Below are 25,657 nucleotides of genomic sequence, written 5' to 3' on the forward strand. Positions count from 1 at the left end.
GCTTATTTAAATTGATATTCATCATCATGAATTTTATCCCTTCAGCATCAGACATTTTACTGAACACTGTATCCATCCGGATTGCGGTGCGACGTATTCATGTCAGCTTTTCAGGTGCTCAGGAAAAAATTTATGAATAATATTTAAAATATTCACAGTTTCTTCAAAGACCGCCTGATCAGAGCGGTCTTTTTTATTGCCTAAAATTACAGGAAAATTCATCATGAATCATAATGTTAATACAGAAAACAGTCCTCCACCACAGTGCAGTCCGGCTACAGCTCCATCCACAGTGCGATCTTCCCGCCCAGCTGTAGTCGGACAATTCATCACCGTCATTTTAATCTGGTCACTGACTCCACTTGCTGCGGTATGGACAGTCCATGAAATTCACTGGGTATGGGGGCTGTTTTTCAGATTCAGCCTGGCACTGCTGTTTGCCCTGCCCCTGTTGCTTTATTTCCGCCAGACATTACCCATTCACCGTCAGGCGCTGCTGTGCTATGCGTCAGGTGCAATTGGACTGGTGGGCTCCATGGCTTTTTGCTATATGGGTGCTCAGTACGTCAGTTCCGGTCTGATTTCCATCATTTATGGACTGGCACCACTGCTGACCGGTCTGATTGGTTTCTGGTTTATGAAACAGTCACGCCTGAGTTCACTGCAATGGATCGGGCTGATTCTTGGCTTTATGGGGCTGTATTTTTCCCTGGGGCTTCAGCAGAGCAATGGGCAGCTTCATGTGGTCGGTGTGATGCTGGAAATCGTTGCAATGCTGCTTTACATTGTGTCAGCACTTGCGGTTAAAGCTACGGGTGATGGGATTCATCCGGTCAGCCAGATGATGGGAACCACGCTCACTTCCTGGTTGGTGTTTCTGCTGATTCTTCCTTTTTTTGCAGATACCTTCCCCTCAGCACTGCCATCCATAAAAGCACTCACGGCTTTACTCTACAGTGCTCTTTTTTCATCCGTGCTTGCCTTTATCTGCTACTACCAGCTGCTGAAAAATATTCAGACCTCGACCCTCATGCTGACTACGATTCTGACACCGGTCATTGCAACGCTATGGGGTGCTGTGCTCAATGCTGAACCTTTCGCTCTGCATTCAGTACTGGGACTCGCTTTGCTGTGTATGGGACTGACGCTTTATGCGAAAAAATCATTCCGAACTTCACTGGCATAAATCTGTGCCAGCTATCGACAACGTTGTATTCTCAAACGAAGAAAGCATAATCAGATCAGTGATCATGCTTTCTGCTCTTTATTTCCAGTCATCTTAAGTTCAGTCAATACGGATAATTTTTCCATATTCATCATGATGAACCACACTGATTTTCTGTTCCCTCCCCTGTTCAATCTCCTGAACAGGCAGCTCAAAATGCTTTGCGTAGTCGGTTAACTGTTTTCGTGGCAAATCCTGTACCGATCTGCCCGGCATATAATTCGCCCATAACAGCAAAGCTGTTGCTGCGGCAAACAATGCCAGAATCCCATGTTCCACCCCGAGTCCAAAAGCACCAAAAAGCTGCTGAATCACATGATGTTTCTGTAAGCTGACCAGACCTGCCACAATCAGTACCGGACGCCAGAGCAGCACCCATACCGCCCACATCAGAGCTGTCCCTGTGCTTGAAGCATAGCGTCTATGCCACGGTAACTGCTGTCTTAAATCTATAATCAGATGGTTTGCTTTCATTGTGTTTTCCCCAGTTATTATTGCTGTACCCGAATTCCACGATCCGGACTGACCCATCGGGCACGCTGCCCAGTGCCACGCAGCAGAACTTTTGGAAAAGCCACAATGCTGGCGGTAATGGTAATCAGCCAGAATACAAAGGGATACCAGATCATCCAGAAATAGTTTTTAGCCAGTGCCGGTTCATAACGACTGTCCATCCACTTACTCAGGGCAAACTGAATCAGACATGTCGCCCCCAGCAACATACCTGTTCCATACGGCAACAACGGTGAACTGACCGTAAAAATACCCATCGGGACAATGAAATGCACCAGCCAGATCACCGTCATGATCAGCATTAAATAAGACCATACCAGTGTCAGAATCAGTTCAAGCAGCAAAGGCCATAAATAATTCAGTCCAGGTTTAAACAACACATCCATGTTTTTGATCAGAACCTGTGCGCCGCCCATTGCCCATCTCAGTCGCTGTTTCCATAAGCCACGGAATGTTTCCGGCATCAGTATCCAGACCAGTGAGTTCGGTTCAAAACGGATATCCCACCCTGCTCTTTGCAGCTTCCAGGTAATATCAATATCTTCCGTCAGCATATCTGGCGACCAGTAACCCACATCATGCACAGCACTTTTACGGAATGCCGTGATGACACCTGAAACGGTAAACAGTCTGCCAAAACTCCGCTGAGCACGTTTAATCATGCCCACAATTGAAGAAAACTCTCCAACCTGAATCCGACCAATCAGTGTTGAGCGGGTTCTGATCCGAGGGTTTCCTGTCACCGCAGCAACAGTGGGGTCTTCATTAAAATGACGAACCATCCATGTTGCAGCATGTTTATCCAGCAGCGCATCACCATCTATTCCCAGTAAAATTTCTGCCTTGGTCAGCAGACTGCCTGCCTGTAATGCCATGGCTTTCCCCTGGTTCTGTGCCAGGTGAACAACTCTCAGACGCTCATGTTTTTCTGCAAGTCGGTTCAGTACTTCCGCTGTATTGTCCGAACTGCCATCATTGATAGCGATCACTTCAAAATCCGGATAATCCAGTGCCAGCGCATGACTTAAGGTTTCCTCAGCATTGTCCCCCTCGTTAAAACAGGGAACGAGAACTGCCACAGCAGGATAATATGCCAGTGCCGGTGGTTGCTGAAAAGGAGCTTCCTTACGTTCTTTCCAGTAAAAAATCAGTGCGCCAATCATCCATAAATACGACATGAATAATGGATAATAAAAAATAAAATGTAAGGCTGAATGCCATAATTGCTGAACAACAGACACTGGACGCCTCCTTAAGGAATAAGTTTGCTGGATTTCAGACTGAATACCTGCTTCATGATCTGCACCTCGGGATGATCTTTCACTGGATCATCCGGATAATATGCAACATGCATTACCCCTTGCTGATACAGAGAACGGATTGTTGCTGCCATTTCTTCAGAAGGTATTTTCTGGTTATTACGCCAGTTCACAGACTGAAGTTCAAAAACGGTCTTTTTCACACCGTCAGGATACTGTTTTACCCGACTGAGAATATCGTGATAGAACTTTTGCTGATCGCTGACCTGCTCCATATAAGGCATTGCCATAATGGCTGTAAAATCATAGCGTTTCAGTGACTGCTCCAGAGACTGTGAATACCAGTTTTCTGCATAAGGTTTAAGTGCCACCTGGGCATAAAGATTACGTGCTGTCAGTAAAAATGGCTGATACTGACGTACCGTTCCAGCCAGCTGCATGGCAAAATCATCAATATACTGTGTTTTAAAAGCCGTCCATTTCTGCAGTTCCGTATCATTATTTCTGATCTGTTGCAGATCCGCAGGCAGTCCTGCAGCCACATAGGCTTTTATGGCATCTGGACTTGCATCTTCATAATCAGACAGTGTGGTATCGTCATGAAACAGAATCCCGTTGAATGGAACAGACTTTGCAAGATCTGTATAAATGCCCTCAACGGTCTGACGGGCTTCTGCTGAAAATGGGCTGAGACGGTGATAGCCCATATCCAGATGCTCACCTTCTCTGGCAGGCTGAGTCACCACAATGTCTTTGGACACAGGATTGGATGCAGGTAAATCCCATGCCAGCAAAGGCATCCAGGCATACACCCGACTGACCTGTGTCCGGGTCTGGATCTGCCACGCCACCCTGTTGAACAGGTCAGCTCTGACCGGTAAATAACGGTTTGGAAAATACACCATATCTGCTGAACCATTGGCATCAGGATCTGAAAAAGCCTGCAGGTACACGGTATTAACTTTCATTGCCACAATACGGTCGAGCAGATGATCCAGGTTTTTTTCCTGCTGTACAGGATCAGGGTCATAAATATAATCCAGATCCACATGCATAATTTTCTGCGGGCGGTTGTTATCACCCAGATGTTTCTGGCGGTTTTCTATTTCCTGAGCCAGATCTGCCGTCGTCATTCCCCCTTCAATCAGGATACGGTTCAGTTGCCCAAGTGAACTGTGTACCGTATCTGCACCATCATCCAGACTGACAGCCACTGGCATTCCGAGCTGCTCTGCAATCGAAACGGTCTGCATGTTATAGCGACCATAAGGCCAGACGATCACTCTGGGCGAGCGCAGTCCGTGGCTGACCAGCAGATCATTATTCTTTTTCAGGTCACTCCGGATACGCTGGCTGTATGCTCCATCACTTTCATAAGTTGAAGTGGCTGGATTATATAAACGGCTGACCGCCGCCGGTTCTGAATTTCCCTGAGGATTTGCAGTGATTCCTCTGTGCAGGTTGTAACTGTGACTGGCAATTTCGACAAACCCACTGTTCTGCATTTCTTTTAACTGTGCCCAGGAAAGCATCTGATTCCTGTTGATGGCTTCCCCTGCAAAATCGACATTCTGTCCAGCTGAGGGTTCAAGCCAGCTACCAACCACAGCAAGGACTACAGGAATTTTCCGTACTTTTAAAACCGGAAAAACATTCTGATAAAATGACTCATAGCCATCATCCACGGTCAGTAAAACCGGTCTGGAGGGAAGTACTGCTTTTCCCTGATGTGACTGAATCAGCTGATCGACACTGATGAAGTGAAAACCCTGGCGGATCAGCCAGTCCAGATGCTGCTGAAACTGCACAGTGCTGACTGAATACTGGGGAATTAATGCATTTTTCTGATCGGTGATTTCATGGTATCCAAGAACAGTAACCACATCAGATGCCTGAACATTTTCAGGAGGTCTGCTCCATGCCGCAGTCGTTAATATTGCAGAAAATAAAGCGGTTTTCAGCAAGGTGGACAAAAAACAGTTTTTCATACGATGGACTCAGAATGTTCTGTAACATTGCCTTTCCAGTGTCCATACCTCACTGACTTTCTGCTTTTTTTCCCTGCATACTGGAAGGTCTTTTTCAGACTCGTATTTTTAATGGATCATTCTGAAATGAATCTTAAAATGACATCAGATTTTTGATGCAAAAGTGAAACAAAAGCAACAATATTTCAATTTCATTCGTGTGGCTTTTACATTCAAATAGCAGGCAAAGAGGACGAGCCGCATAAGGACAGCATGATCAGACCCGCCCAGATCCAGGATATTTCACAGATTTTACAGGTCATACACAACAGTATCCGTTCCTGCATACAGGATCATCAGCGGCATGAACCCTCTATACAGCAACTGCTTGAAAGCAAAACGCAACATAGCCTGCTGATGTCCATGCATTATAACGACAGCTGGGTCTATACCATTCAGGAGCGTGTTGTGGGTTTTATCATGATCAGTGATCAGGGTGAAATCATCATGAACTATGTGGCTTCAGAAGCTCAGAAACAGGGAATCGGGGCTGCACTGATGCAGAATATTATTGAACTGATCAAACCGAAAAAGCTTGCCGGCATTACGATACACAGCACCCACACCGCAAAAGATTTTTATCTGAAACAGGGATTTAAAGTTACAGCCCAGTCCACTGCCACAATTTCAATGCACAAAACGCTGAAACATGAAAAACAGCCCCACCCTGATCCGACTTTTTCTGTACTCAGCTGATCTGTCAGAAATAACCGAGGTCTCTGTCATCCGTAAAACCTGCATTTTATGATTTTAAATATCTACAGAAAGGTTATCCCTGCCCGCATTTTTAACCTTATAAAGCTGTACATCTGCTTCTTTCATGAACTCCAGTACGTTGCTGTAAGGCTGTGCAGCTGTCATCCATGACAAGCCCATACTCAGTGTCACCCAGGGTTTGCCATCTTCCCGTGCAATATGTTCATATTTCTCTTTACGGACTTCTTCGAGCAGATTTTCCATACAGGCAATCACTTCTGTTAATGATCCAGCATTGATGACAATTGCAAACTCCTCACCGCCATAACGCGCAGCAAACGCCCCTTCTGGAAGTACTCGGTGCATCACCCCAACCAGATTGCTGAGAATTTTGTCACCTTTTAAATGCCCGTAGTGATCATTATATTTTTTGAAAAAATCCACATCCATCATGGCAAATGCCAGTAAGCCCTGCTTTGTCTTACAGATCTGCTCAAAACGCTGCTGAATTTCATCATTCAGCGCACGGCGGTTATATGCCCCTGTCAGAACATCCACTTTCGCCTGATACTCAAGCTGATGATTCAGTTCCACCAGCTGTGCTGTCCGCTGTCTGACTTTCTGATCCAGGGAATCATTAAGACTGATCAGCTCATTATTCAGATGTTCAATATGATACGTATGATGCGCATAATTACGCGACTGCTGGAACATGATCAGCAGTGCATAAAGACTGGTGGAAATAAACACCAGGTTTACAGAGTCAATCAGATTCAGCATCAGCAGAAAATCATGAATAAAAGTTGCACACAGCAAAATTACTGCCCAGAGGTTCAACTTTGAATAATACTCATTATTCTTCAGGGTCAGGTAAAAGCCCCGGATAAAATTGATCAGGACAACTGGACAATAAACAGCACTGTAAAATGCAATTTTTTCAAAAATATGTGGCTGATTGAACAGCGTGATTAAAATATTCAGTCCGAGCAGCCCCATGGCTATCCAGTACACCACAGGATGCAGATATCTGCGGTTCAGCAGATACATATAGGTCAGGAACAGAATAATCGCCATGAAAGTAAACAGGTATTCCAGCCGTATACCCCACGGCCACTGAATATCTGTAAAGGATGTATAGGCATAAGGCGCAGAAAACAGATTGTGCAGTGCCAGAAACACAATAAAAATACCGAATATAAAAATACTCTTGGTATTCCGCCCAGTTGCACCGCGGAATATGGAGAACATGAGAGTGAAAATACCCACACCCAGTACTGCACCACAGACCATTGCAATACTCATCATTAACAGCTGGAACTGACGGTTGACAGTTCGGCTCAGTCCAATCCGCATCGGGTTTTCAATACCGCCCTGAATATTCTGAAAACTGGACGCCTGGATGGCTAAAGTAAAATACTCACTTTCAGCAATAAAATAAGCGATTCGGGGTGCATTTTCAGTCTGATGCTCATTCTTGTTTTTACCGACTTCCCCAACTCTGACGATCACATCGCCATTCAGATACATGCGGTAAGCGCCATACTGATTGGGTATCCATATCCCGATCCGTCTGCCAACAAATTCTTTCGGGAGCTTGAAGTGCCCGACAAAACTGCCGTAAGTGTCAGTTTTACCCGTGAGCTTTTTAAAAGAAACGGGCAGCTCGACGACTTCTGGAATCAGAACCGCGCTGGGCTGTATGACGAGCTGTTCTGGATAAAACAGCCACTCACCGCTCAGATATGTTGTCGATTTTTCAGTAAAATTGACTTCATTGAGTAATCTTTGATGCTGATAATAAGATGCCGGTGCAGATTCATACTGCGCCCACACATTTCCTGTAAATATACACAGACAGGACAGAATAAAAGCAATAAAGACTGAATGAAGCAGTCTGACCCCGTTCAAAATGAATATATATCCATAAATAAAACAAAAAAGCTAAGACTTTAATTTATCTTAATTATTTGTAAATTTGAATCTTTTTCTTGTTATTCCGATTATTTGCACAGCAGGAAAAATCTGACCTGCTGTGCGGTGTATTCTGCTGTTACTCAGTCACGGGTTTTGACATCAAACAGTTCAATTTCAAAAATCAGGTTAGAGTTCGCAGGAATAATATTGCCCATCTTGCGATCACCATAAGCCAGGTGTGAAGGAACGATCAGTTTACGCTTACCGCCCACTTTCATCCCCATGATCCCCTGATCCCATCCCTTAATGACACGACCCGTACCAATCACAGTTTCAAAATAATTACCGCGATCAACCGAAGAATCGAACTTCGTACCGTCTTCAAGCCATCCTGTATAGTGAGTGGTAATCAGAGCACCCTTAACGGCTTCTTTACCTTCACCCACTGTTAAATCAATAATTTCAAGTTCTGCTGTCATGTCTTAGTCCACCTGTACGTGAAAATTAAATTTAAAAAAATTCTGCTGCTTACTGCAACTGTGTCCACTCAATCACAGCCTGTGCATTATCACCGATCAGTGTCCATTCACCATCCATGACATTGAGCTGTAACTGCATGGTGCGCTCACATAAAGTCTGAATCGCAGCTGTTGTTGCTTCAGACAACTGCCACACCTGGACATTTTTCAATGTTTTCAGTTTAGAACTGCGCTTATACCATTCTGCAACTGCTGAACCATAAGCCACAACTGCCACTTCACTGCAACGTGCCGATGCTTTTTTGACTTTGTCTTCATCAGGTAAACCGACTTCAATCCATTTCACCAGCTGTCCAGTTAAGTCTTTTTCCCACAGCGCCGGTTCATCCGTTTCAAACAGATCTTTGGTAAATTCCAGACGCTCATCAGCAAAACGTGCAAATGCCAGAACACGCACCATCAGACGTTCAATGGTTTCGGATGGATGTAATGCCATCGTCAGCTGAAAATCGCCATACTGATGTACATCCATATTGGCAATATTTAAATCTGCCTTATAAATCGTCGCTTTTAAAGCCATGAACATTCCAGAAATTAAGTTCTCAGATATGGCGCACAGTCTATAAGATTTTCAGCTCAGATTCAGACTTATTTATACCGAACTGATCCGGCATGCCAGTAATCCAGTTTCAAGCGCTTCCCAGTCATGCACCTGTGCTGGCTGATCCTGCACAATCATTTCCACACGGTTATCCAGCCCTTCTTCACCCAGTTTATAGTTGATCTGCTCAGGGTTGAAGTTAAAAGTCATCCATCCCTGATCGGTATTGAAAATACCTTTTATACGCAACCAGTCCTGCTGCTCACACAAAGTATCAAGCAGATCATAAAAACGGAAAGACCAGCTTTTTGAGAATTTCCATCCCACCACGGTATAGCCATTGGAATGCTCAACATAATGATATGGCAGCTGCTTAATCACAGGTAAAGGCTCATCTGGTGCCAGCTGCTTCTGTACATGTATTAGAGGTACGATTTTGCGTTCAACAGCCCTGTGAGGCAGATCAATCTGATCAATACTGATATTGCCCTGCTCAGACATGATCCATGACTGCACACCGGTCATATATTCCTGCTTCAACTGTGTCAGCTGTAACTGATCTGCATCGGTCATGCTGTCTGCATGAGAAACAACAACGATTTCAGAGGTCTTTAACTGATCTTGATATAAATCCTGCGCTGTCCACTCAGTATCATGCAGTTTTGATCCATCCACCACACAGATCAGAGCCCGCATATTGATCTGACTGCTCCAGTGAGGTTCTGTCAGCTGTTCCAGCAGTTGTGCAGGATGCCCCAGTCCTGTAGGTTCTATAAACAACCGGTCTGGCTGCTTTTCCTGAATCAGACGTGATAATGCAATCTGCATAGGTAACTGACCGACACAACACAGACAGCCCCCGAGTAACTCTTTTACTTCATAGCCACTTTGCTGTGGTAATAACTGCTGATCCACACCAATCTGACCAAATTCATTCATCAGGACTGCCCAGACCTCATGTACAGGCTTCTGGGCAAGCAGGTTCTGCAACAGCGTGGTTTTACCCGCTCCCAGGAAACCTGAAATAATATGCACAGGAACCTGCCTGGTGCTTAGATTAATTTTCAAACTGAGCGCTCTGAATATTGATACATTAATAAAAATCATGCTATTGAAGATACAGACACAGTTCAATGCTGTAAGGGTAATTAAATCTCACCCTTCACAAAAAATTGTGCCATTTGTAAAAAATGCTTACATTTATTTTGATGATTTTTACTTCTTTTAAATTTCAGGTTTTCCACTTTTGTTTAACTTTGATTAAAAAATCCTGTTAATTTCCACCATTTTGAAATATTTCCATACATTTTATAAGGGAATTTCAGGATTATATTTACATAAATAATACATTTAAAACTGCTATGTGATTTTCCAGTAAGCCGCACTGTTTCTCTTTGTTTCATTCATTGATCAATCTTAAACTCAGCCGTAGCATGAGTGTCTGTTCATATTTAAGTGATGATGAATATGAATATTTATAAATTAATATTTAAGGATGCCACTATGAAATTAGCTCAGATTCTACTTGCTTCAACTTTCGCTTTAACTGCTGCAACAACTTTTGCTGCAACTGCTGAACAACCTAAAGAAGATAAAGTGATCGTTTCAACTCAGGAACTTCCTGCTGATGCTGCAACTGATGCAACTTCTGCTCAACCTGCTGCGGAACAACCAGCTTCTGCATCTGCGGCTACTGACGCTCAACCAGCTCAGTAATCCGGTAAAGCGATAAGGTTAGACCCATAACCTTTTAATCCAGAAGACCTGATCTCTCCAGTGATCAGGTCTTTTTTATGTGCAGATGAAAATCCACAGCATAACCATAGAAATAAATGATCAATGAATCAGAATCCAGTATCATCATTTTTATAAATTAATATTAAATATCATATAAATATATCAATAATAAATTTAAGGCAGTAAAAATTACATACTACTTATCCACTATGGCATAGCTAGGCTTAGACCCTCATTTGAGTCATTAATATCTACATATTGTGGTTTGAATGGAATAATCGCTGTGAGTTCAAAGATTGATTACACCACGCAAGTGGCTATTTTAGGTGCGGGTCCTGTAGGTCTGACAATTGCAAATTACTTAAGCAAACAAGGCGTACACGTGACTGTGGTCGAGCAACTGGACAGTTTAATTGATTACCCGCGTGCAATTGGGATTGATGATGAATCTCTGCGTACCATTCAGTCACTGGGTCTGGTGGACAAAGTCCTGCCACATACCACGCCCAACCATGCCATGCGTTTCCTGACGCCTAAAGGTCGTTGCTTTGCAGATATTCAGCCTTTAACCCGTGAGTTTGGTTTCTCGCGCCGTAATGCCTTTATTCAACCGCAAGTGGATAATGTGTTGCTGCAAGGTTTAGAGCAGTATGAAAATACGCAGGTTTTATTTTCACGTCATTTAGACGAGTTCACTCAGGACGCCAATGGCGTAACGCTGAACATCCAGAATAAAGATGGTAATAAAGAAGTCATCCATGCGCAGTACTTAATTGCCTGTGATGGGGGTAACTCAATTGTCCGTCGTACTTTAAATATCGGTTTCGATGGTAAAACAGCACCGAATCAGTGGATCGTGATTGATATTGAAAATGATCCATTGGCAACACCGCACATTTATTTATGTTGTGATCCAGTACGTCCTTATGTGTCAGCTGCCCTGCCGCATGGTATCCGCCGTTTTGAATTTATGGTGATGCCTGGTGAAACACAGGAAGAGCTCAGCAAACCTGAAAATATTGCCAAACTTTTATCTAAAGTTTTACCAACCACTGATGGTATCGAAGTGATCCGTCAGCGTGTCTATACCCACAATGCCCGTATCGCAGATAAATTCCGTGTAGACCGTATCCTGCTTGCAGGTGATGCTGCGCACATCATGCCCGTATGGCAAGGTCAGGGCTATAACAGTGGTATGCGTGATGCCTTTAACCTGGCGTGGAAAGTGGCTTTAGTCGTTCAGGGTAAAGCGACACCTGATCTGCTGGATTCTTACCAGGTTGAACGTAAAGACCATGCCAAAGCCATGATTGATCTTTCTGTGATGGCAGGTCATGTACTTGCGCCACCGAAAAAATGGCAAGGTTTTGTTCGTGATGGGATTGCTTATGCATTGAATTACATCAAACCCATCAAACAGTATTTACTGGAAATGCGTTTTAAACCGATGCCGAAATACAATGACGGGGCTTTGGTTAAAGACAACAATAAAGAATCACCAGTCGGTAAGATGTTTATTCAGCCGCAGGTTCAACTGGAAAATGGTCAAACAACTTTATTGGATGAAGTGATTGGTAATGACTTTGCCGTGATTGCCTGGGGTGTCGATCCGAAATGGGGCATCAATGACGCCAATATGAAAGTATGGCAATCTTTGGGTGTGAAGTTTATTCAGGTGCTTCCTGCGGTTCAGTTAGGCAATGAAAAACGTAAAATCCATGATGGTGTAATCACGATTGGTGATACAGGTACAGAAATCCGCTCATGGTTCGGTAAAACAGATCAAGCCATGGTGATTTTACGCCCTGACCGTTTTGTGGCAGCACTTGCCATTCCACAAACCATGAACACAGTAAGCCAACAACTGTTCAGTAAATTGCATGCGAAATAATCTGTAAATACTGCTCAATTTTTTTAAAATCACCATGTTTAAAAACATGGTGATTTTAAATACCAATAATTCATTTACCTATATCTGTTTTTTATTTTTCACATAAATTTTATACCAATATTTTTCATTCAAACATATTTCTGTCAATAAAAAAGCTGTATTGAAGAATAAATTTACGCATAATACCCATATTCAAATTAAACCATTTATTCTTATGAAAAAATTTATTTTACTTGCATGTATTACAGCACTCACTGCGTGCTCAAAACCGACATCTGAACAAAATAATACATCAACATCCTCCGATCAGATCATTGCCTTACAGCCTTCAAAAAATACACTGGACAGTACCCGCTTTACCCGCAGTGAGGAAGCTGGACCTTTGTGCCCAGAAAACTCATTACAATGTTATACCTATGCACAAGAACAAATTCGCTCTAAATATCCTGATTTAATCCAAAAAATTGGCGATGGCATCAGCATTAAACTTTTTAATGGGACAATTAAAAAATATATGCCAAGTCGAGGCAAGGAAGACCATCCAGAATACTGTGAAGTATGCTCCTATACAGTTGTCAATGAATATCCTGCTATTGATTCTTTGCTCTTACATACACAATATTATGAAGGAGCTGGTTATACCTTGCTGAATTTAAAAACGGGAACAGAAACTCATCTGTCAGGCATACCTACATTCAGTCCTGACTATAAATATATGCTCAGTATTAACAGCGATCTGGAAGCAGGCTATACAGACAATGAACTGAATATTTATCAAATTGATGAAAAAAATGACACTAAGCTCATTTTTGAAGCCACAAAAACCATCCCTCAATTTCAAGCAGAAAATAATGTCGGCTTTTCTGCTGCAACATGGCTGGAAAACACGAAATTTATTGTCCAGTTAGACTATCTTTCAGATAGTGAAAACTATTCCAGTGAATATCCACATAAATTTTATCAATTCAGTCTGATGAAAAGCGATGCAACACCACACTGGTCCGTCGAAGCACTATCAGAAGAAACCTATAACAAACTTAAAGATCAACAACATTGATCAACTCTATTTTCAGGCTTTAAACCGGCGGCTATCAACAGCCGCCGTTGTCTGTTCCAACCTTTCCATTGAAGGTCTAAACCGCCTGAAACCACTGTACATCCTTCACTGAATCACGTTGCTGAATCAACTTTAAGAAGGGTTTAAATTCATCCAGATACGGCACAATTTTAAAAGAAATCGCAAAAACCAGCCAATACGCTAGAAACAAATCCGCAGCAGAAATTTTGTCACCGAGCAGATATGGATTTGCCTTATTCAAACCTGCTTTAATAAAGTCATAAACCAACGCTTCAGTACCAAAACTTAAACTGCCTTTCTTCTGTGCTGCCAGTTCAGGAGAAACATTCAGACTTTTAAAATCCATCATTTCCGTTAAAGGTCCATGACAGAAAAACAGCCATTTCAAATATTCGCCACGTTTCGGATCGTTCAATGCAGGTGCGAAACCTTTCTCGATAAACTTATCGGCTAAGTAGGCAAAAATTGCAGGTGTTTCTGAAATGACTGAATCACCATCGACCAAAAATGGGACTTTCCCCATTGGATTTAAAGCCAGATATTCAGGCTGATGCAGATCTTTATATTCCACTTCAATGATTTCGATCTGATTTTCAATATCTAATTCTTTAAGCAAAGGTAAGAGTGTATTTCCGCGGGAGTATGCATTGGTAAAAAGTTTCATTATTCTGATCCGATTGATACTGTTTTTTATAGAGTAAGAATAGCGCAAATCAGATGTTTTTATGTACAGGAATGATGAAACAAAATGATGAAAACATCATCAGAATACCATGATGTATCCTGATGATGAATCAACTGAGAAAAACACAAATTTAATGAATCGTAATCTCATAATTGAAGTTTTCAGCAAAACCTAAAGACTCACGATATTCAATCGGCTGCCCTTCAATGTTTTTAGCAATACGACATACTTGTACCAAAGCTTCCGACAATTGATTGGCTAAATACGGGTCTTGAAGATTCTTTTTAAAAGAAAGCTGTTCAACCGCAGAAGAAACAAATTGCCCGCATTTTTCATAATAAAATGGATAAAGCAGATTCGCGAAATCTTTTAATGCAATATCTTTGAGTGTTGAAAACAACTGTGCTGACAGCCATATTTTTTCACTCAAAACCACCACATCTTCATTCAGACGTACACGTTCGATATAAATCAAAGCATCATTTTCACCGAGCTTCAATTTTTGGTTGATTGCAGGAACTGCTGCAATAATTTCCAGTTTTTTAATTTCACCAATCGGTTGTACATCTTCACCAAACTGGTTACGCATGCGAAAAAAGCGCATTAAAGACGTCGCAAAGTTAGGCTGTCTTAAAAACGTCCCTCTGCCCTGTGACTTCACCAGTAAACCATCTTCAACTAAACACTCAACGGCTTTGCGTACTGTCCCGACAGACACGCTATACATACTCGCCAGTTCCTGTTCAGATGGAATAGGTTCTTCGATTGTCCATTTGGACTGAACTAAAAGCTTTTGAATTTGCCAGCGCACTTGCTCATAGCGAGGTAGCTTAAAATTTTTAAATGCATTTTCATCAAGCATTTGCATAACTGTTACAAAATGAGGATTTGACAATCATAACACAACAGATTTTAATACAAACATTCAAACATATATATGTTTATATCTTTAGATGTATTTATGAGTCATATACTGTCAAGGAGAGATGACAAATGACTATGCTTATTCTTGCTGCTTTAGCCATATCCATTGGCTTAGGTTATGTCACGAAAATCAATATCGGATTTTTTACGATTATTTTTGCCTATTTGATCGGTTGTTTTGGTATGGGACTCAAACCATCTGAAATAATCGAACTTTGGCCTGTAAAAATTTTCTTTATTATTTTCTCTGTGACCCTGTTTTATAACTTTGCTCTTGCCAATGGCGCACTTGAAAAGCTTGCCAGTCATCTCCTGTATAAATGTCGTAAATTCCCACAGTTATTACCTTTAGCGGTCTTTTTCGCATCCACCATCATTGCAGGATTGGGTGCTGGTTTCTATACCGTCCTCGCATTTATGGCTCCGATTACCTTATTACTGTGCCGTAAAACCAATATGAGCATGATCATCGGTGGTATGGCTGTGAACTATGGTGCGCTTGCAGGTGCAAACTTTATGACCTCGCAAAGTGGCATTATTTTCCGTAGTTTGATGGAAAATGTCGGCATTGATAGTGCAACCAGCTTTAGCTATGCCACAGGTATTTTTGTAGTCACGCTGATTATTCCGATTGTCGTACTTGGCATCTATACCTTATGGAACAGAAACAGTAATTCAATTCATATCGAAGACACAGCACCTGAAGCATTTGACGAAAAACAGAAAAAGTCCATCGCGCTGATTATTGGCATGATGGCGATTGTGCTGATCTTCCCGATTTTAAATTTATTGATGCCTGATCAACAGACCATTGCATTTTTAAACTCGAAAATTGATATCGGTTTTATTGCCATCTTCTTTGCCCTGATCAGCTTGTTCATGAAACTTGCCGATGAGAAAAAAGTCATGGCATTGGTTCCGTGGAATACCTTAATCATGATTTGTGGTGTCGGTATGCTCATTGCATTGGGTGTCAAACTCGGTGTTATTACGCAACTATCTGACTGGCTGGCAAATAATGTTCCTGTATGGCTGATCCCGATTCTGATCTGTCTGATCAGTGCCATTATGTCTGTTTTCTCAAGCACTTTGGGTGTAGTTACACCTACGCTTTTCCCAATTGTACCTGCAATTGCACTTGCTTCGGGCTTAAACCCTCTTGTCCTTTTCCTTTGCATCGTTGTTGGTGCGCAAGCTTCCGCCATCTCCCCGTTCTCGTCTGGCGGAAGCTTAATTTTAGGATCTGCACCTGCAGATGTGGATAAAAATCAACTCTTTAATCAACTGTTATTCAGAGCTGTACCTGTTGGTTTAATCGCGGCTTTGATTGCAGTACTGATACTTAAATTTGTAATGTGAGATGAAAATGTTTGCTGTTGATACGCATGCCCATGTATTTTCAAAAAATGATCCTTGTATCGCAACTGCACGCTATACACCTGATTATGATGCTTCTGTAGCTGAATATATTGCGCATCTGGATCAACATCACTTCACACATGGTGTCTTAATTCAGCCGAGCTTTTTAGGTACGGACAATACCGCAATGCTAAATGCGATTGCACAGTATCCTGAGCGCCTGAAAGGCATTGCAGTTGTTGACCATACGATTCATATTGATGAACTGGTCAAGCTCAACCAACAAGGCATTGTCGGTATTCGTTTAAACTTATTTGGTAAAGACCTGCCTGATTTTAGCGATCAGGCATGGAGCACTTTACTGAATCATTTGTCTTTTATGAACTGGCAAATTGAACTGCATGCACCGCCTGCATATCTGGTACAGATTTTACCTGTGCTGAGTCCTTATAAACTCAATGTGGTGATTGACCATTTTGGGCGTATTGATCCAGTTAAAGGCATTACTGATCCTGATTATCAAAGCCTTTTGAATATGCTGGATGCAAATCAACACTGGATTAAAGTCTCAGCTTTTTATCGTCTAGGACAATTTCCTGAAAATATTGTAGTTGCAAGCCAAGCATTTAACCTGCTCAAAGAAAAAGGTTTGACGCATAAACTCATCTGGGGCAGTGACTGGCCACATACACAACATGAATCTAAAGTGTCTTATTCAAATGTTGTGGATGCATTTCATCAGATTGTTCCTGAGCTAAAAGAACAGCAACAGATTTTGGGTGAAAATACGCAAAAGCTATTTTTATTTTAAGACCATAAAAGAACAGCTCTTAAAATTCGATAGACAAAATAGAGTCGGAATAATTTTACTTATTCCGACTTTTTTTCTATCTGGTATTTTATTAGCTAATGTTACGCAGTAACATCAAAACATTATTTGTTTCTCAATAAAATTGGATACGCGGTAACGTCATCCGCAACGTGTTTGAGGCAGGACTACATCTGCAAGCTAATGTTTATGCGATATATTAATCAAAAGGTGGTAGTTGACGAGTTTTGCGGTGAGGAGCAACGCTCCGCAAGGTGGTTTTCTTGCGAAGCTTCGCTTCTCATTTGCCGAAACAAAAGTAACTCGAACCGAAGGTTAATCCTAATCTATGAACAAAGCCGATAAGACGCCGTCACAATGAGCTTTACAATAAATATTATCCAACTGGAATTATTAAAATAACTTATCGAACCCACATAACTTAAAACATCTCCATATAAAACTGTTCTTTTAAAATCTTTAAGATCAAAGTAATCGCTTCATTTTTCTGATCTTTGCGATAATTTGCATACAGCCCAATCATCGGTAAAGGTTCAATAGTATTTTTCACCACGATCTTATCGCCCAATAATGGAATCACATAAGCAGGCACTAAACTCCAACCCACGCCCATGCCGACCAGATTGACATTCAACAAAATATTGGTGGATTTCTGTACCACACTGACATTCAGCTTCGACTGCTTGAAAAAATCCTGAATAATTTTATGCAATTGTGGTGAAGCATCTTCATCACTGATCACAAAATCCTGATGATTAAACTCCTTGATACTCACCGTGCGCTGCTCTGCAAAAGATGATGCCTTTGGAATAATCAACGCCAGAGGTTCCTGAAAAATCTGCACATTTTCAAACTCACCCGACTCATCAGGATAACGGGTAAATGCAATATCAATTTCCCCTCTACGCAAAGCACCAAACTGCGCCGAGTCTGTCAGACTGTGAAAATCAATTTTGATATCAGGAAAATGTGCACGGATATTGGGCATGATATAAGGGAAAATTTTCATTTCAGCCACAGGAACAAAGCCAATTTTCAACTGATCTTTATTTACACTGGCAATCTGGCGCGCATCATAAATCGCTTTTTCTGCATGCTCCAGACTCAATAAAGCTTCTTTTAAAAAAGCCTTTCCTTCCTCTGTCAGCTCTACTTTACGATTTGAACGGATCAGCAACTGCACACCTACTTCCTGCTCAAGGTCTTTAATCTGCTGACTCAGCGAGGGCTGTACCGTACACATCCGCTGTGCCGCTCGGGTAAAGTTCAGTTCTTCAGCAACTGCTACAAAATAGCGTAAATGACGTAACTCCACAGCTCACCTCTTTATTTAAATTCAACAGCTGATGATCTGGACGTGATCAGTCTGATATAAACATACAGCGTTAGTATGACGATCACAGCACACAGCAGATAGGTCTTCTGAAAACCGTACTGAGCGATCACCATGCCCAGCAGAACCGAACCGATTGCCATTCCTGAATCAAACAGCGTAAAAAATGTAGATACAGCATGTCCCATTCTCTGCTTTGGTGCTGACTGTATTGCCAGCGTCTGAAAACAGGGAAACAACGAGCCATACCCCATACCAATAAATACAGCAGACAACCATAAAAGCCACTGACCAGATGCCATACTCACCATCACAAGCCCTGTTGCGAAACAGACAAATGAAGGGTAAATCACAGCACTTGCTCCCTTTCGGTCGTATATTTTTCCAACCCAGGGACGCACCACAATCATGGAAACTGCAAAGACAATAAAAAACAGACTGATGGAAGCCAGTAAGTGTTTTGATTCCGCATAAGCTGCGATAAAACTCATGATGCTGGAATAGGCAAAAGCCGTCAGCAATGCCACCACACCTATAGGAATGGCACGAACTTCGATTATGTCATGTATTCCAAGTTTCGTTTTATCTGACACCCTTGCTTTTTCTGAGGTAGCTGCATCTGTATCTGCTGCATTCTGCTGAACCGGAATCATTAAACAGAATATAAACCCTAAACAGATGATCGCGGTCAGCAAAGCAAAAAGCATCTGAAAATCAGTAAACTGAATAACACTCAGCGCAATCAGTGGTCCAAAGACAACCGCCAGGTTTGTGGACATGACAAAATAACCCATCCCCTCACCTTTCCTGTGCACTGGAATAAAATCATTGGCAACTGGCACTGTGACGGTCGTTAGCACACTGAACCATATACCGTGAATAAACCGGATGAGCAGCAATGACCAAAGACTGTCGGCAAACAGATAACCGAATGCAAACATCATGAACAGCAGTTCAGAACCACGGAAAGACCATTTTTTACCCAGTTTCTGAATAATCAGACCTGAAAATGGACGTACTGCAATGGATGAAATTAAAAACAGGGTTAAAGCCAGACCCGCTTCTTTGACCGAACCACCCAGTTCTTTCATGATATAAACCGGCAGAACGGTCAGCAGTGCATAATAGTAAATAAACAGAAAAAGGTTATTCAGCACACATAAAATAAAAGACCGATTCCATAGCCGTTGCTGAGATGCACTGACAATATCCATATAAAAGTACCAGAAAATTACGGAGTACGAGCTGGATGCAGAACCAGCTGCACCAGAGCTTCTATATAAGACTCATCAGGAATCCGGTTAAAAAAGATAATCTGATAATGGATAGGACCATACAGCGTATCGAGCATCAGTTCAAAAGGATAATCCGCCTGAATTTCCCCCTGCCCAATGGCTTGCTGAATCAGTTTTCGGGTCTGCTCACGGCGTGGTAAGAGATACTGTCTGAAAAACTCACCTGCTGCTTCTCTGTGCTCAGCCATAACCACCAGTAAAGCCCGCCCTACAGGATGGTTCAAAGCACAGGATAACTTCAGCAGTTGCTGCTTCAGGTTATAGTCCAGTGAAGCATTAAAATCCAGGTCAAACACTGAAGCAGTCTGCTCACGAAAGGCTTCAAAAACCAGATCGGACTTATGCTTCCACCAGCGATAAATCGTGGATTTACCGACACCTGCTCTGGCAGCAATATCTTCTATGGTTAAACTGCTGTAATCCGATTCTTCCAGCGCCGCAATCACAGCATTTAAAATACACTGCTTACGACGGGAGCTTTTTCCTGTTTCCATGCGGTTCACTGCTTATAATGAAACGATACGTATCGTTTCATTATAGGTAAAATAAAACCCTATGGCTACACATCCTGCTTAAAAATATAATCTGAGTTCAGTTTCAGGGACTTATCGTGCTATCCAGATTTTCTTCCTTCAAATAAAAAAGACCGGAATCTGGTCTTTTTTATATCAGCAGATTAACTCTGTACTGACTTTTTATAAATACTGCATGATGGATGATGGTTTTCCTGCAGACGGGCAACTTTACGGTGCTCCGCAGCTTCAAATCTGCAACGTTTCCAGTCATTGTTTAGATCCAGAGGTGGAATCTGTTTCGGCTTACCGGTTTCATCCACAGCAACCATTGTAAAATAACAGCTGTTGGTATGGCGAACCGTACGTTTCTGAATATTCTGCGCTTCTACACGAATACCGATTTCCATGGAAGTACGGCCAACATGGTTTACACTGGCAAGAAAAGTCACCAGTTCACCCACATGGATAGGTTCTTTAAAATTCACCTTATCTACAGACAGTGTTACCACATAACTGCCAGAATAACGGCTTGCACATGCATAAGCTACCTGATCCAGCAACTTCAGAATTGTTCCACCATGGACATTACCTGAAAAGTTAGCCATATCTGGAGTCATCAGGACGGACATGGTTAATTCAGACTGGTCTTCGGATGCTGGAGCAATTAGGTCTAATGGGGACATCGTTTTCTCTGGACTCTTTATAAGACGAGGGATATGTGAATATTATTATATCGTTTTTAGCTGAAATTAAATGTTCAATTCGGCAACAATTTCATCATTATTATTTATAGTGATTTGAGCATCATTCAGAAAAATATATATTCAATGCTCAATATACACATCACAACAATGAATACAGAATCTTTTAAATTTCGGTTTAAGCTTCTTAAGCACTGATATAAAAAAGATTCTGTTCTGTATATTTACTGACGCTATTATTCAGCATCTACCAGACATAACATTTCAGCTGAAATATTGTCATAACTCAGGTTGTTGTTTGAGTCAATTTCCGCTGAAACCGTGAAACTGCCATCCATATTTTTTTTCTGCACCGTAAAGATCAGCTGTGGACTGATTGTAAGTCTGACCTGCTGCCCAATCTGAATACCCATTGTTGCCGTACCAGACTTCTGTTCTTCAGGCATATTTAAATCCAGCTTTCATTTATATATGTAAATTATATGCAATAAAACCAATCTATCAAACATAAATATATGAATAAAAAAAATATTAAATATGATTTATGTATATTATAATAGATATTAAGTCTTAATAAATACACAAAAATGATCTGAATAATAATTTTAAGTCTTTATATTACTCAGATCAGCACCACATAAAATGCAACTTTTCACAGGAAAAGTTATGTACAGAACAGCATCGTTTAAACAGACCAACAGTGTGCTCAATACTGGTCTTTCACAGAAAACTGTACTTCTTTTTCTTTCAATGGATAATGCTGTTGATTGAAGACAGCTTCAATATCATTCATTTTTAACAACGCTGCATTTATACCAGCCTGAATGGTTGCTTCACGCCCTTTTACATCAAAAATATGTGCTTTTTCCCTTAAATCAGGCTGAATAACGATGTCCGCAGATTTCAGTTCTTCACGTGCCAGGCGGTTCTGCATGATGTTGATGTTCTGATTGAACAATCCCCAGACATTGGTGGTTTCGGTATATACCGGCTGTGCCAGGATATCCACTGCAATCACAATATCCGCACCCAGTTCACGCGCGGTATCCACAGGTACAGGACTCACCAGTCCACCATCCACATACTCTGTTTCCCCAATCTGTGCAGGAACAAACATACTCGGAATAGAGACCGACGCACGAACCGCCTGTCCTGTATTACCATAGTTAAAGACCACTTTTCTGCCCTCCCGCAGCTCAGTGGCAACCACGTACATCGGTATTTTTAAATGCTCAAGTGAAGTGTCTGCCACCTGATCATTGATATAGTCTTCAACTTTTTTACCATCAAAAAAACCTTTCATGCCCAGTTTAATGTCACGCACATCGCCAGCTTTCATTTTTAAAGCAATATCACGAAGTTCCGCTGCATTTTTACCACTGGCATAAATTGAACCGACAATACTGCCTGCACTCGTACCCACAATAAAATCAGGGCGGATACCGTATTCCTCAAGTACCTGTATGGCACCGATATGGGCATAACCACGCGCACCGCCACTTCCGAGTACCAATGCAATGACCGGTCGCTGCTGTTCAGTTTTTATCTTATTAAAATCAACTTTATTTATTCTTGCTTCTGCATCCATCTGACGATGAGAATTTTTATTTTCAGAAACCGATGGCTGCACTGTCACGGGTTGAACAGGCATGGCAAAAACCTGACTGCCTGTCAGGCACATTAGACCCAGAGCATATTTTAAAAATTTCATATTCACCATCTGCAAGCAGTCTGACCATTACCCGAAAACAGGCTATAGTCTAAGAATATTTAATTACATAAACCGTAATTTTTAGTAAAACTGTCATGTATTCCTGATATTTAATGTAAGGTCTTTTTCTAAAAATACAAGAATGAATCCGACACTTTCTTATTTTAAAATTTTTAAAATCTTTTTAAAAACAGGCTGTATTGCTTTTGGTGGACCCGCATCACACCTTGTCCTGTTCCATTTTATTTTTGTTCAGAAAGAAAAATACTTAAGTGCAGAAGAATACGCTCAGCTGGTCGCACTGTGTCAGGTTATTCCTGGTCCGACCAGCAGTCAGGTCGGTATGGCAATTGGATATCACTTCAAAGGCTATCTTGGGGCATTTTATGCCTGGCTCGGTTTCAGTTTGCCTTCTGTTATGCTGATGATCTGCATTGCCCTGTTAGGACAGCAATACTCTGCTCTGATCGGCTCTCAGGGATTTCATATTATTCAGCTGATTGTGCTGGCAGTCATCGGATGGGCTTTCTGGCAGATGCTCAGAAGTCTGTGCAACAGATTATGGCAATATATCCTGGTTGGTCTGTCAGTGCTGTTTCTGTCTTTTGCACCGGTGGGTACAGGACAGATCAGTCTGATCATGATATCAGGGCTGATCGGTATTTTACTTTATAAACCCCGCAAGAACAGCAACTCAGATACATACTCAGAAAATCCAACGGATGAAACAGTACATCGTCCTGTATTCAACAAGCGTAATATGGGGTCTTCAGTAATATGGCTGCTGATGTTTACAGCCCCCTTTTTACTTGCCCCATGGCTACATAATCCAGAATCACGTGGCTTATATCACCTGTATGAAGCCGCTTCACTGGTATTTGGAGGTGGACATGTCGTGCTGCCTTTTCTGTATCAGGACTTCGTTCAGTCGGGTCTGATTCGGGCACAGCAGTTTGACCTGGGCTATGCTTTTGCTCAGTTGATGCCAGGTCCTTTATTCAGTTTCTCTGCTTACCTGGGTGCATCTGTTCCTCTGGGTTCAACTCCATTGACAGGTGCTCTGCTGGCAGTGATTGCAATTTTCCTACCTTCTTTTTTTCTGTTATTTGCGACTTTGCCTCACTGGCAATGGTTGATGGCACAGCACCGCATTCAGGCCGCCCTGATGGGAATCAATGCAGCGGTCTGCGGACTTCTACTTGCCATGATTGGTGAAATGTCCAGACAGCAGATCCACCAGATTTCAGACCTGTTTTTTGTACTGCTGGTGATGATCGCCTTAAGAAGTAAAGCTCCTGTGTGGCTGATTCTGCCAGGCAGTTTTTTCATTTATTTATGGCTCACGCATATTTAACAGACATAAAAAAACCTTCCCGCAGGAAGGTTTTTAAAATATTACCAGATATCCGATTTCACTTTAGATTTAAACTCTGGATAATTATCCAGTTTAAATTCCGGTTCTTTAATTCCTTTTTTCAACTGAGCTGTATAGTCCTTCAACAGCATCCGTAAAAATGGTGTCAACAGCAGAATTGCAAACAGGTTAATAGTCGCCATCAACCCCATGGACAGATCTGCCATGGACCAGATCAGCGGTACACTTGTGATTGCGCCGAAATACACCATAAACAATACCAGCAAGCGGAATATCAGCATAACTTTCCTGTTGTTATTAATAAACTGTACATTGCTTTCGGCATATGCATAGTTACCAATAATCGAGGAAAAAGCGAACAGAAACAGAATCACCGCCAGGAAGTCATCTCCCCAGCTGCCAATCTGACTTTCAAGTGCCATCTGTGTCAAGGCTACGCCCGCAAAACCTGCTTCATGGTACAACCCTGACACCAGAATAATAATTGCAGTACATGAGCAGACAACAAAGGTATCCACAAAAACCCCAAGCATCTGCACAAGACCTTGGTTTACTGGGTGCTTTACATCAGATGCCGCGGCTGCATTGGGAGCTGACCCCATACCTGCTTCATTTGAAAACAGACCACGCTTAATGCCCTGCATCATTGCCATGGAAACCATAGCACCAAAGAAACCACCTGCTGCGGCATCAAATTCAAAGGCTTTACTGAAAATCAGTTTAAAAATATCAGGCAGTAACGCTAAATTAACCACTGCAATATATACAGCAACAGCCAGGTATAAAAATGCCATGAAAGGTACGAAACTTTCTGCCACTTTTGCAATACGTTTGATACCACCAAAAATGATCAGTGCTGTCATGACAACCAGTAACAGCCCTACCCATGAAAGTGTAAAGCTGTATCCTGCCACTGCAAACACAGGATCTGCCTTGTTCCAGCCCCAGGCATGTGAAGTTGCATCAATAATTGAGTTTGCCTGCACAGCATTGAACACAAACCCATACGCAAGAATAAGTGCCGATGCAAATACAACACCCAACCACTTCTGCTTCAGTCCCTGGGTAATATAATAAGCAGGACCACCTCGGAACTGCTGATTCTGTGTATCTCTAACTTTAAATAACTGAGCCAGTGAAGACTCCACAAAAGCAGAACTCATCCCTAAAAATGCAGTAAACCACATCCAGAAAACAGCACCGGGGCCACCTATTGCAATCGCAATTGCAACACCTACAACATTCCCAACTCCCACCCGACTGGCAAGTCCGGTCACAAAGGCCTGAAACGGTGTGATCCCATGATCATCATCTGTCTCTTTACGACTGGATTTCATCACCTTAATACTGTGCAGAAACAGTCTGAACTGAACAACGCCAGTGATGGTGGTATAAAAAACACCAACAATTACAAGAAAAACTACCAGAAAATCCCAAAGCGGGTCATTGAAAAATTTGACCCATGACATCAATGTTGTACTTAATTGTTCATTCATTTTGATTCCCATCA

Annotated in this window: 24 protein-coding genes; 8 read left to right on the forward strand and 16 right to left on the reverse strand. The window is 42.0% G+C overall.

What is annotated here, in order from left to right:
* The first annotated feature begins 223 nt into the window (after positions 1–223).
* Entirely contained in the window at positions 224–1,186 is a 963-nt protein-coding gene (locus CDG61_RS12580) for a DMT family transporter (RefSeq protein WP_087549414.1), read from the forward strand.
* A gap of 99 nt (positions 1,187–1,285) precedes the next feature.
* Here CDG61_RS12580 and pgaD read toward each other — a convergent pair whose 3' ends face one another.
* The 3 genes from pgaD to pgaB all read right to left on the reverse strand — a co-directional run bounded on the left by pgaD (position 1,286) and on the right by pgaB (position 4,985).
* Positions 1,286–1,699 carry a poly-beta-1,6-N-acetyl-D-glucosamine biosynthesis protein PgaD gene (gene pgaD / locus CDG61_RS12585; protein WP_087549415.1) on the reverse strand — a complete coding sequence of 138 codons (414 nt, stop codon included), beginning with the start codon at positions 1,697–1,699 and terminating at the stop codon, positions 1,286–1,288.
* Between the two features lie 17 nt (positions 1,700–1,716).
* On the reverse strand, positions 1,717–2,916 hold the full coding sequence (gene pgaC, locus CDG61_RS12590) for a poly-beta-1,6-N-acetyl-D-glucosamine synthase (protein ID WP_416240715.1): 1,200 nt from the start codon (positions 2,914–2,916) through the stop codon (positions 1,717–1,719).
* 74 nt (positions 2,917–2,990) lie between these two features.
* The gene (gene pgaB, locus CDG61_RS12595) at positions 2,991–4,985 is read right to left on the reverse strand and encodes a poly-beta-1,6-N-acetyl-D-glucosamine N-deacetylase PgaB (protein ID WP_087549417.1); all 1,995 of its coding nucleotides are present in this window, start codon (positions 4,983–4,985) and stop codon (positions 2,991–2,993) included.
* A 252-nt stretch (positions 4,986–5,237) separates the two neighbouring features.
* On the opposite strand from pgaB, the gene CDG61_RS12600 reads away from it, so the two are divergent.
* On the forward strand, positions 5,238–5,720 hold the full coding sequence (locus CDG61_RS12600; protein WP_087549418.1) for a GNAT family N-acetyltransferase: 483 nt from the start codon (positions 5,238–5,240) through the stop codon (positions 5,718–5,720).
* Positions 5,721–5,774: 54 nt separating this feature from the next.
* Here CDG61_RS12600 and CDG61_RS12605 read toward each other — a convergent pair whose 3' ends face one another.
* The 4 genes from CDG61_RS12605 to CDG61_RS12620 all read right to left on the reverse strand — a co-directional run bounded on the left by CDG61_RS12605 (position 5,775) and on the right by CDG61_RS12620 (position 9,821).
* Positions 5,775–7,553 carry a GGDEF domain-containing protein gene (locus CDG61_RS12605; RefSeq protein WP_228199577.1) on the reverse strand — a complete coding sequence of 593 codons (1,779 nt, stop codon included), beginning with the start codon at positions 7,551–7,553 and terminating at the stop codon, positions 5,775–5,777.
* Between the two features lie 221 nt (positions 7,554–7,774).
* Entirely contained in the window at positions 7,775–8,113 is a 339-nt protein-coding gene (locus CDG61_RS12610) for an FKBP-type peptidyl-prolyl cis-trans isomerase (protein WP_087511958.1), read from the reverse strand.
* A 49-nt stretch (positions 8,114–8,162) separates the two neighbouring features.
* Complete coding sequence (locus CDG61_RS12615) at positions 8,163–8,693, reverse strand: YaeQ family protein (protein ID WP_087549420.1); 531 nt, start codon at positions 8,691–8,693, stop codon at positions 8,163–8,165.
* A 72-nt stretch (positions 8,694–8,765) separates the two neighbouring features.
* Positions 8,766–9,821 (reverse strand): CobW family GTP-binding protein, encoded by a 1,056-nt coding sequence (locus CDG61_RS12620; RefSeq protein WP_416240688.1) that lies wholly within the window; start codon positions 9,819–9,821, stop codon positions 8,766–8,768.
* A gap of 396 nt (positions 9,822–10,217) precedes the next feature.
* On the opposite strand from CDG61_RS12620, the gene CDG61_RS12625 reads away from it, so the two are divergent.
* From CDG61_RS12625 to CDG61_RS12635, 3 genes are all read left to right on the forward strand, one after another.
* Positions 10,218–10,430: a hypothetical protein gene (locus CDG61_RS12625; protein ID WP_087549423.1), complete on the forward strand. Its 213-nt coding sequence runs from the start codon at positions 10,218–10,220 to the stop codon at positions 10,428–10,430.
* Between the two features lie 304 nt (positions 10,431–10,734).
* Positions 10,735–12,342 carry a bifunctional 3-(3-hydroxy-phenyl)propionate/3-hydroxycinnamic acid hydroxylase gene (locus tag CDG61_RS12630; RefSeq protein WP_087549424.1) on the forward strand — a complete coding sequence of 536 codons (1,608 nt, stop codon included), beginning with the start codon at positions 10,735–10,737 and terminating at the stop codon, positions 12,340–12,342.
* A gap of 382 nt (positions 12,343–12,724) precedes the next feature.
* A complete protein-coding gene (locus CDG61_RS12635) occupies positions 12,725–13,399 on the forward strand; it encodes a hypothetical protein (RefSeq protein WP_147387795.1) in 675 nt (224 codons plus the stop codon).
* A 76-nt stretch (positions 13,400–13,475) separates the two neighbouring features.
* On the opposite strand, the gene CDG61_RS12640 is transcribed toward CDG61_RS12635, so the two are convergent.
* Positions 13,476–14,084 (reverse strand): glutathione S-transferase family protein, encoded by a 609-nt coding sequence (locus CDG61_RS12640; RefSeq protein WP_087549426.1) that lies wholly within the window; start codon positions 14,082–14,084, stop codon positions 13,476–13,478.
* Positions 14,085–14,235: 151 nt separating this feature from the next.
* Complete coding sequence (locus CDG61_RS12645) at positions 14,236–14,967, reverse strand: GntR family transcriptional regulator (protein ID WP_087549427.1); 732 nt, start codon at positions 14,965–14,967, stop codon at positions 14,236–14,238.
* Between the two features lie 131 nt (positions 14,968–15,098).
* On the opposite strand from CDG61_RS12645, the gene CDG61_RS12650 reads away from it, so the two are divergent.
* Positions 15,099–16,388: an SLC13 family permease gene (locus tag CDG61_RS12650; protein WP_087549428.1), complete on the forward strand. Its 1,290-nt coding sequence runs from the start codon at positions 15,099–15,101 to the stop codon at positions 16,386–16,388.
* Between the two features lie 7 nt (positions 16,389–16,395).
* Complete coding sequence (locus CDG61_RS12655; protein WP_087549647.1) at positions 16,396–17,199, forward strand: amidohydrolase family protein; 804 nt, start codon at positions 16,396–16,398, stop codon at positions 17,197–17,199.
* Between the two features lie 439 nt (positions 17,200–17,638).
* Here the strand turns inward: CDG61_RS12655 and CDG61_RS12660 are convergent, their stop codons facing one another.
* The 6 genes from CDG61_RS12660 to CDG61_RS12685 form a co-directional block, all read right to left on the reverse strand.
* Positions 17,639–18,532, reverse strand: coding sequence for a LysR substrate-binding domain-containing protein (locus CDG61_RS12660; RefSeq protein WP_087549429.1), 894 nt, complete (start codon positions 18,530–18,532; stop codon positions 17,639–17,641).
* A gap of 11 nt (positions 18,533–18,543) precedes the next feature.
* A complete protein-coding gene (locus CDG61_RS12665) occupies positions 18,544–19,764 on the reverse strand; it encodes an MFS transporter (RefSeq protein ID WP_087549430.1) in 1,221 nt (406 codons plus the stop codon).
* A 17-nt stretch (positions 19,765–19,781) separates the two neighbouring features.
* Positions 19,782–20,339, reverse strand: coding sequence for a TetR/AcrR family transcriptional regulator (locus CDG61_RS12670; RefSeq protein ID WP_087549431.1), 558 nt, complete (start codon positions 20,337–20,339; stop codon positions 19,782–19,784).
* 182 nt (positions 20,340–20,521) lie between these two features.
* A complete protein-coding gene (locus CDG61_RS12675; protein ID WP_087513351.1) occupies positions 20,522–21,043 on the reverse strand; it encodes an acyl-CoA thioesterase in 522 nt (173 codons plus the stop codon).
* 254 nt (positions 21,044–21,297) lie between these two features.
* A complete protein-coding gene (locus CDG61_RS12680) occupies positions 21,298–21,507 on the reverse strand; it encodes a hypothetical protein (protein ID WP_087513350.1) in 210 nt (69 codons plus the stop codon).
* A gap of 260 nt (positions 21,508–21,767) precedes the next feature.
* Positions 21,768–22,781, reverse strand: a complete 1,014-nt coding sequence (locus CDG61_RS12685) for a patatin-like phospholipase family protein (protein WP_416240689.1) — start codon at positions 22,779–22,781, stop codon at positions 21,768–21,770.
* A gap of 133 nt (positions 22,782–22,914) precedes the next feature.
* Here CDG61_RS12685 and chrA point away from each other — a divergent pair, with 133 nt between their 5' ends.
* Positions 22,915–24,126, forward strand: a complete 1,212-nt coding sequence (gene chrA / locus CDG61_RS12690) for a chromate efflux transporter (protein WP_087549432.1) — start codon at positions 22,915–22,917, stop codon at positions 24,124–24,126.
* A 41-nt stretch (positions 24,127–24,167) separates the two neighbouring features.
* Here chrA and CDG61_RS12695 read toward each other — a convergent pair whose 3' ends face one another.
* The gene (locus CDG61_RS12695) at positions 24,168–25,643 is read right to left on the reverse strand and encodes an alanine/glycine:cation symporter family protein (protein ID WP_087549649.1); all 1,476 of its coding nucleotides are present in this window, start codon (positions 25,641–25,643) and stop codon (positions 24,168–24,170) included.
* Between the last annotated feature and the right edge of the window lie 14 nt (positions 25,644–25,657).

It is taken from the genome of Acinetobacter sp. WCHAc010052, from assembly GCF_002165295.2.
In the GTDB taxonomy this organism is placed as follows: Bacteria; Pseudomonadota; Gammaproteobacteria; order Pseudomonadales; family Moraxellaceae; genus Acinetobacter; species Acinetobacter chinensis.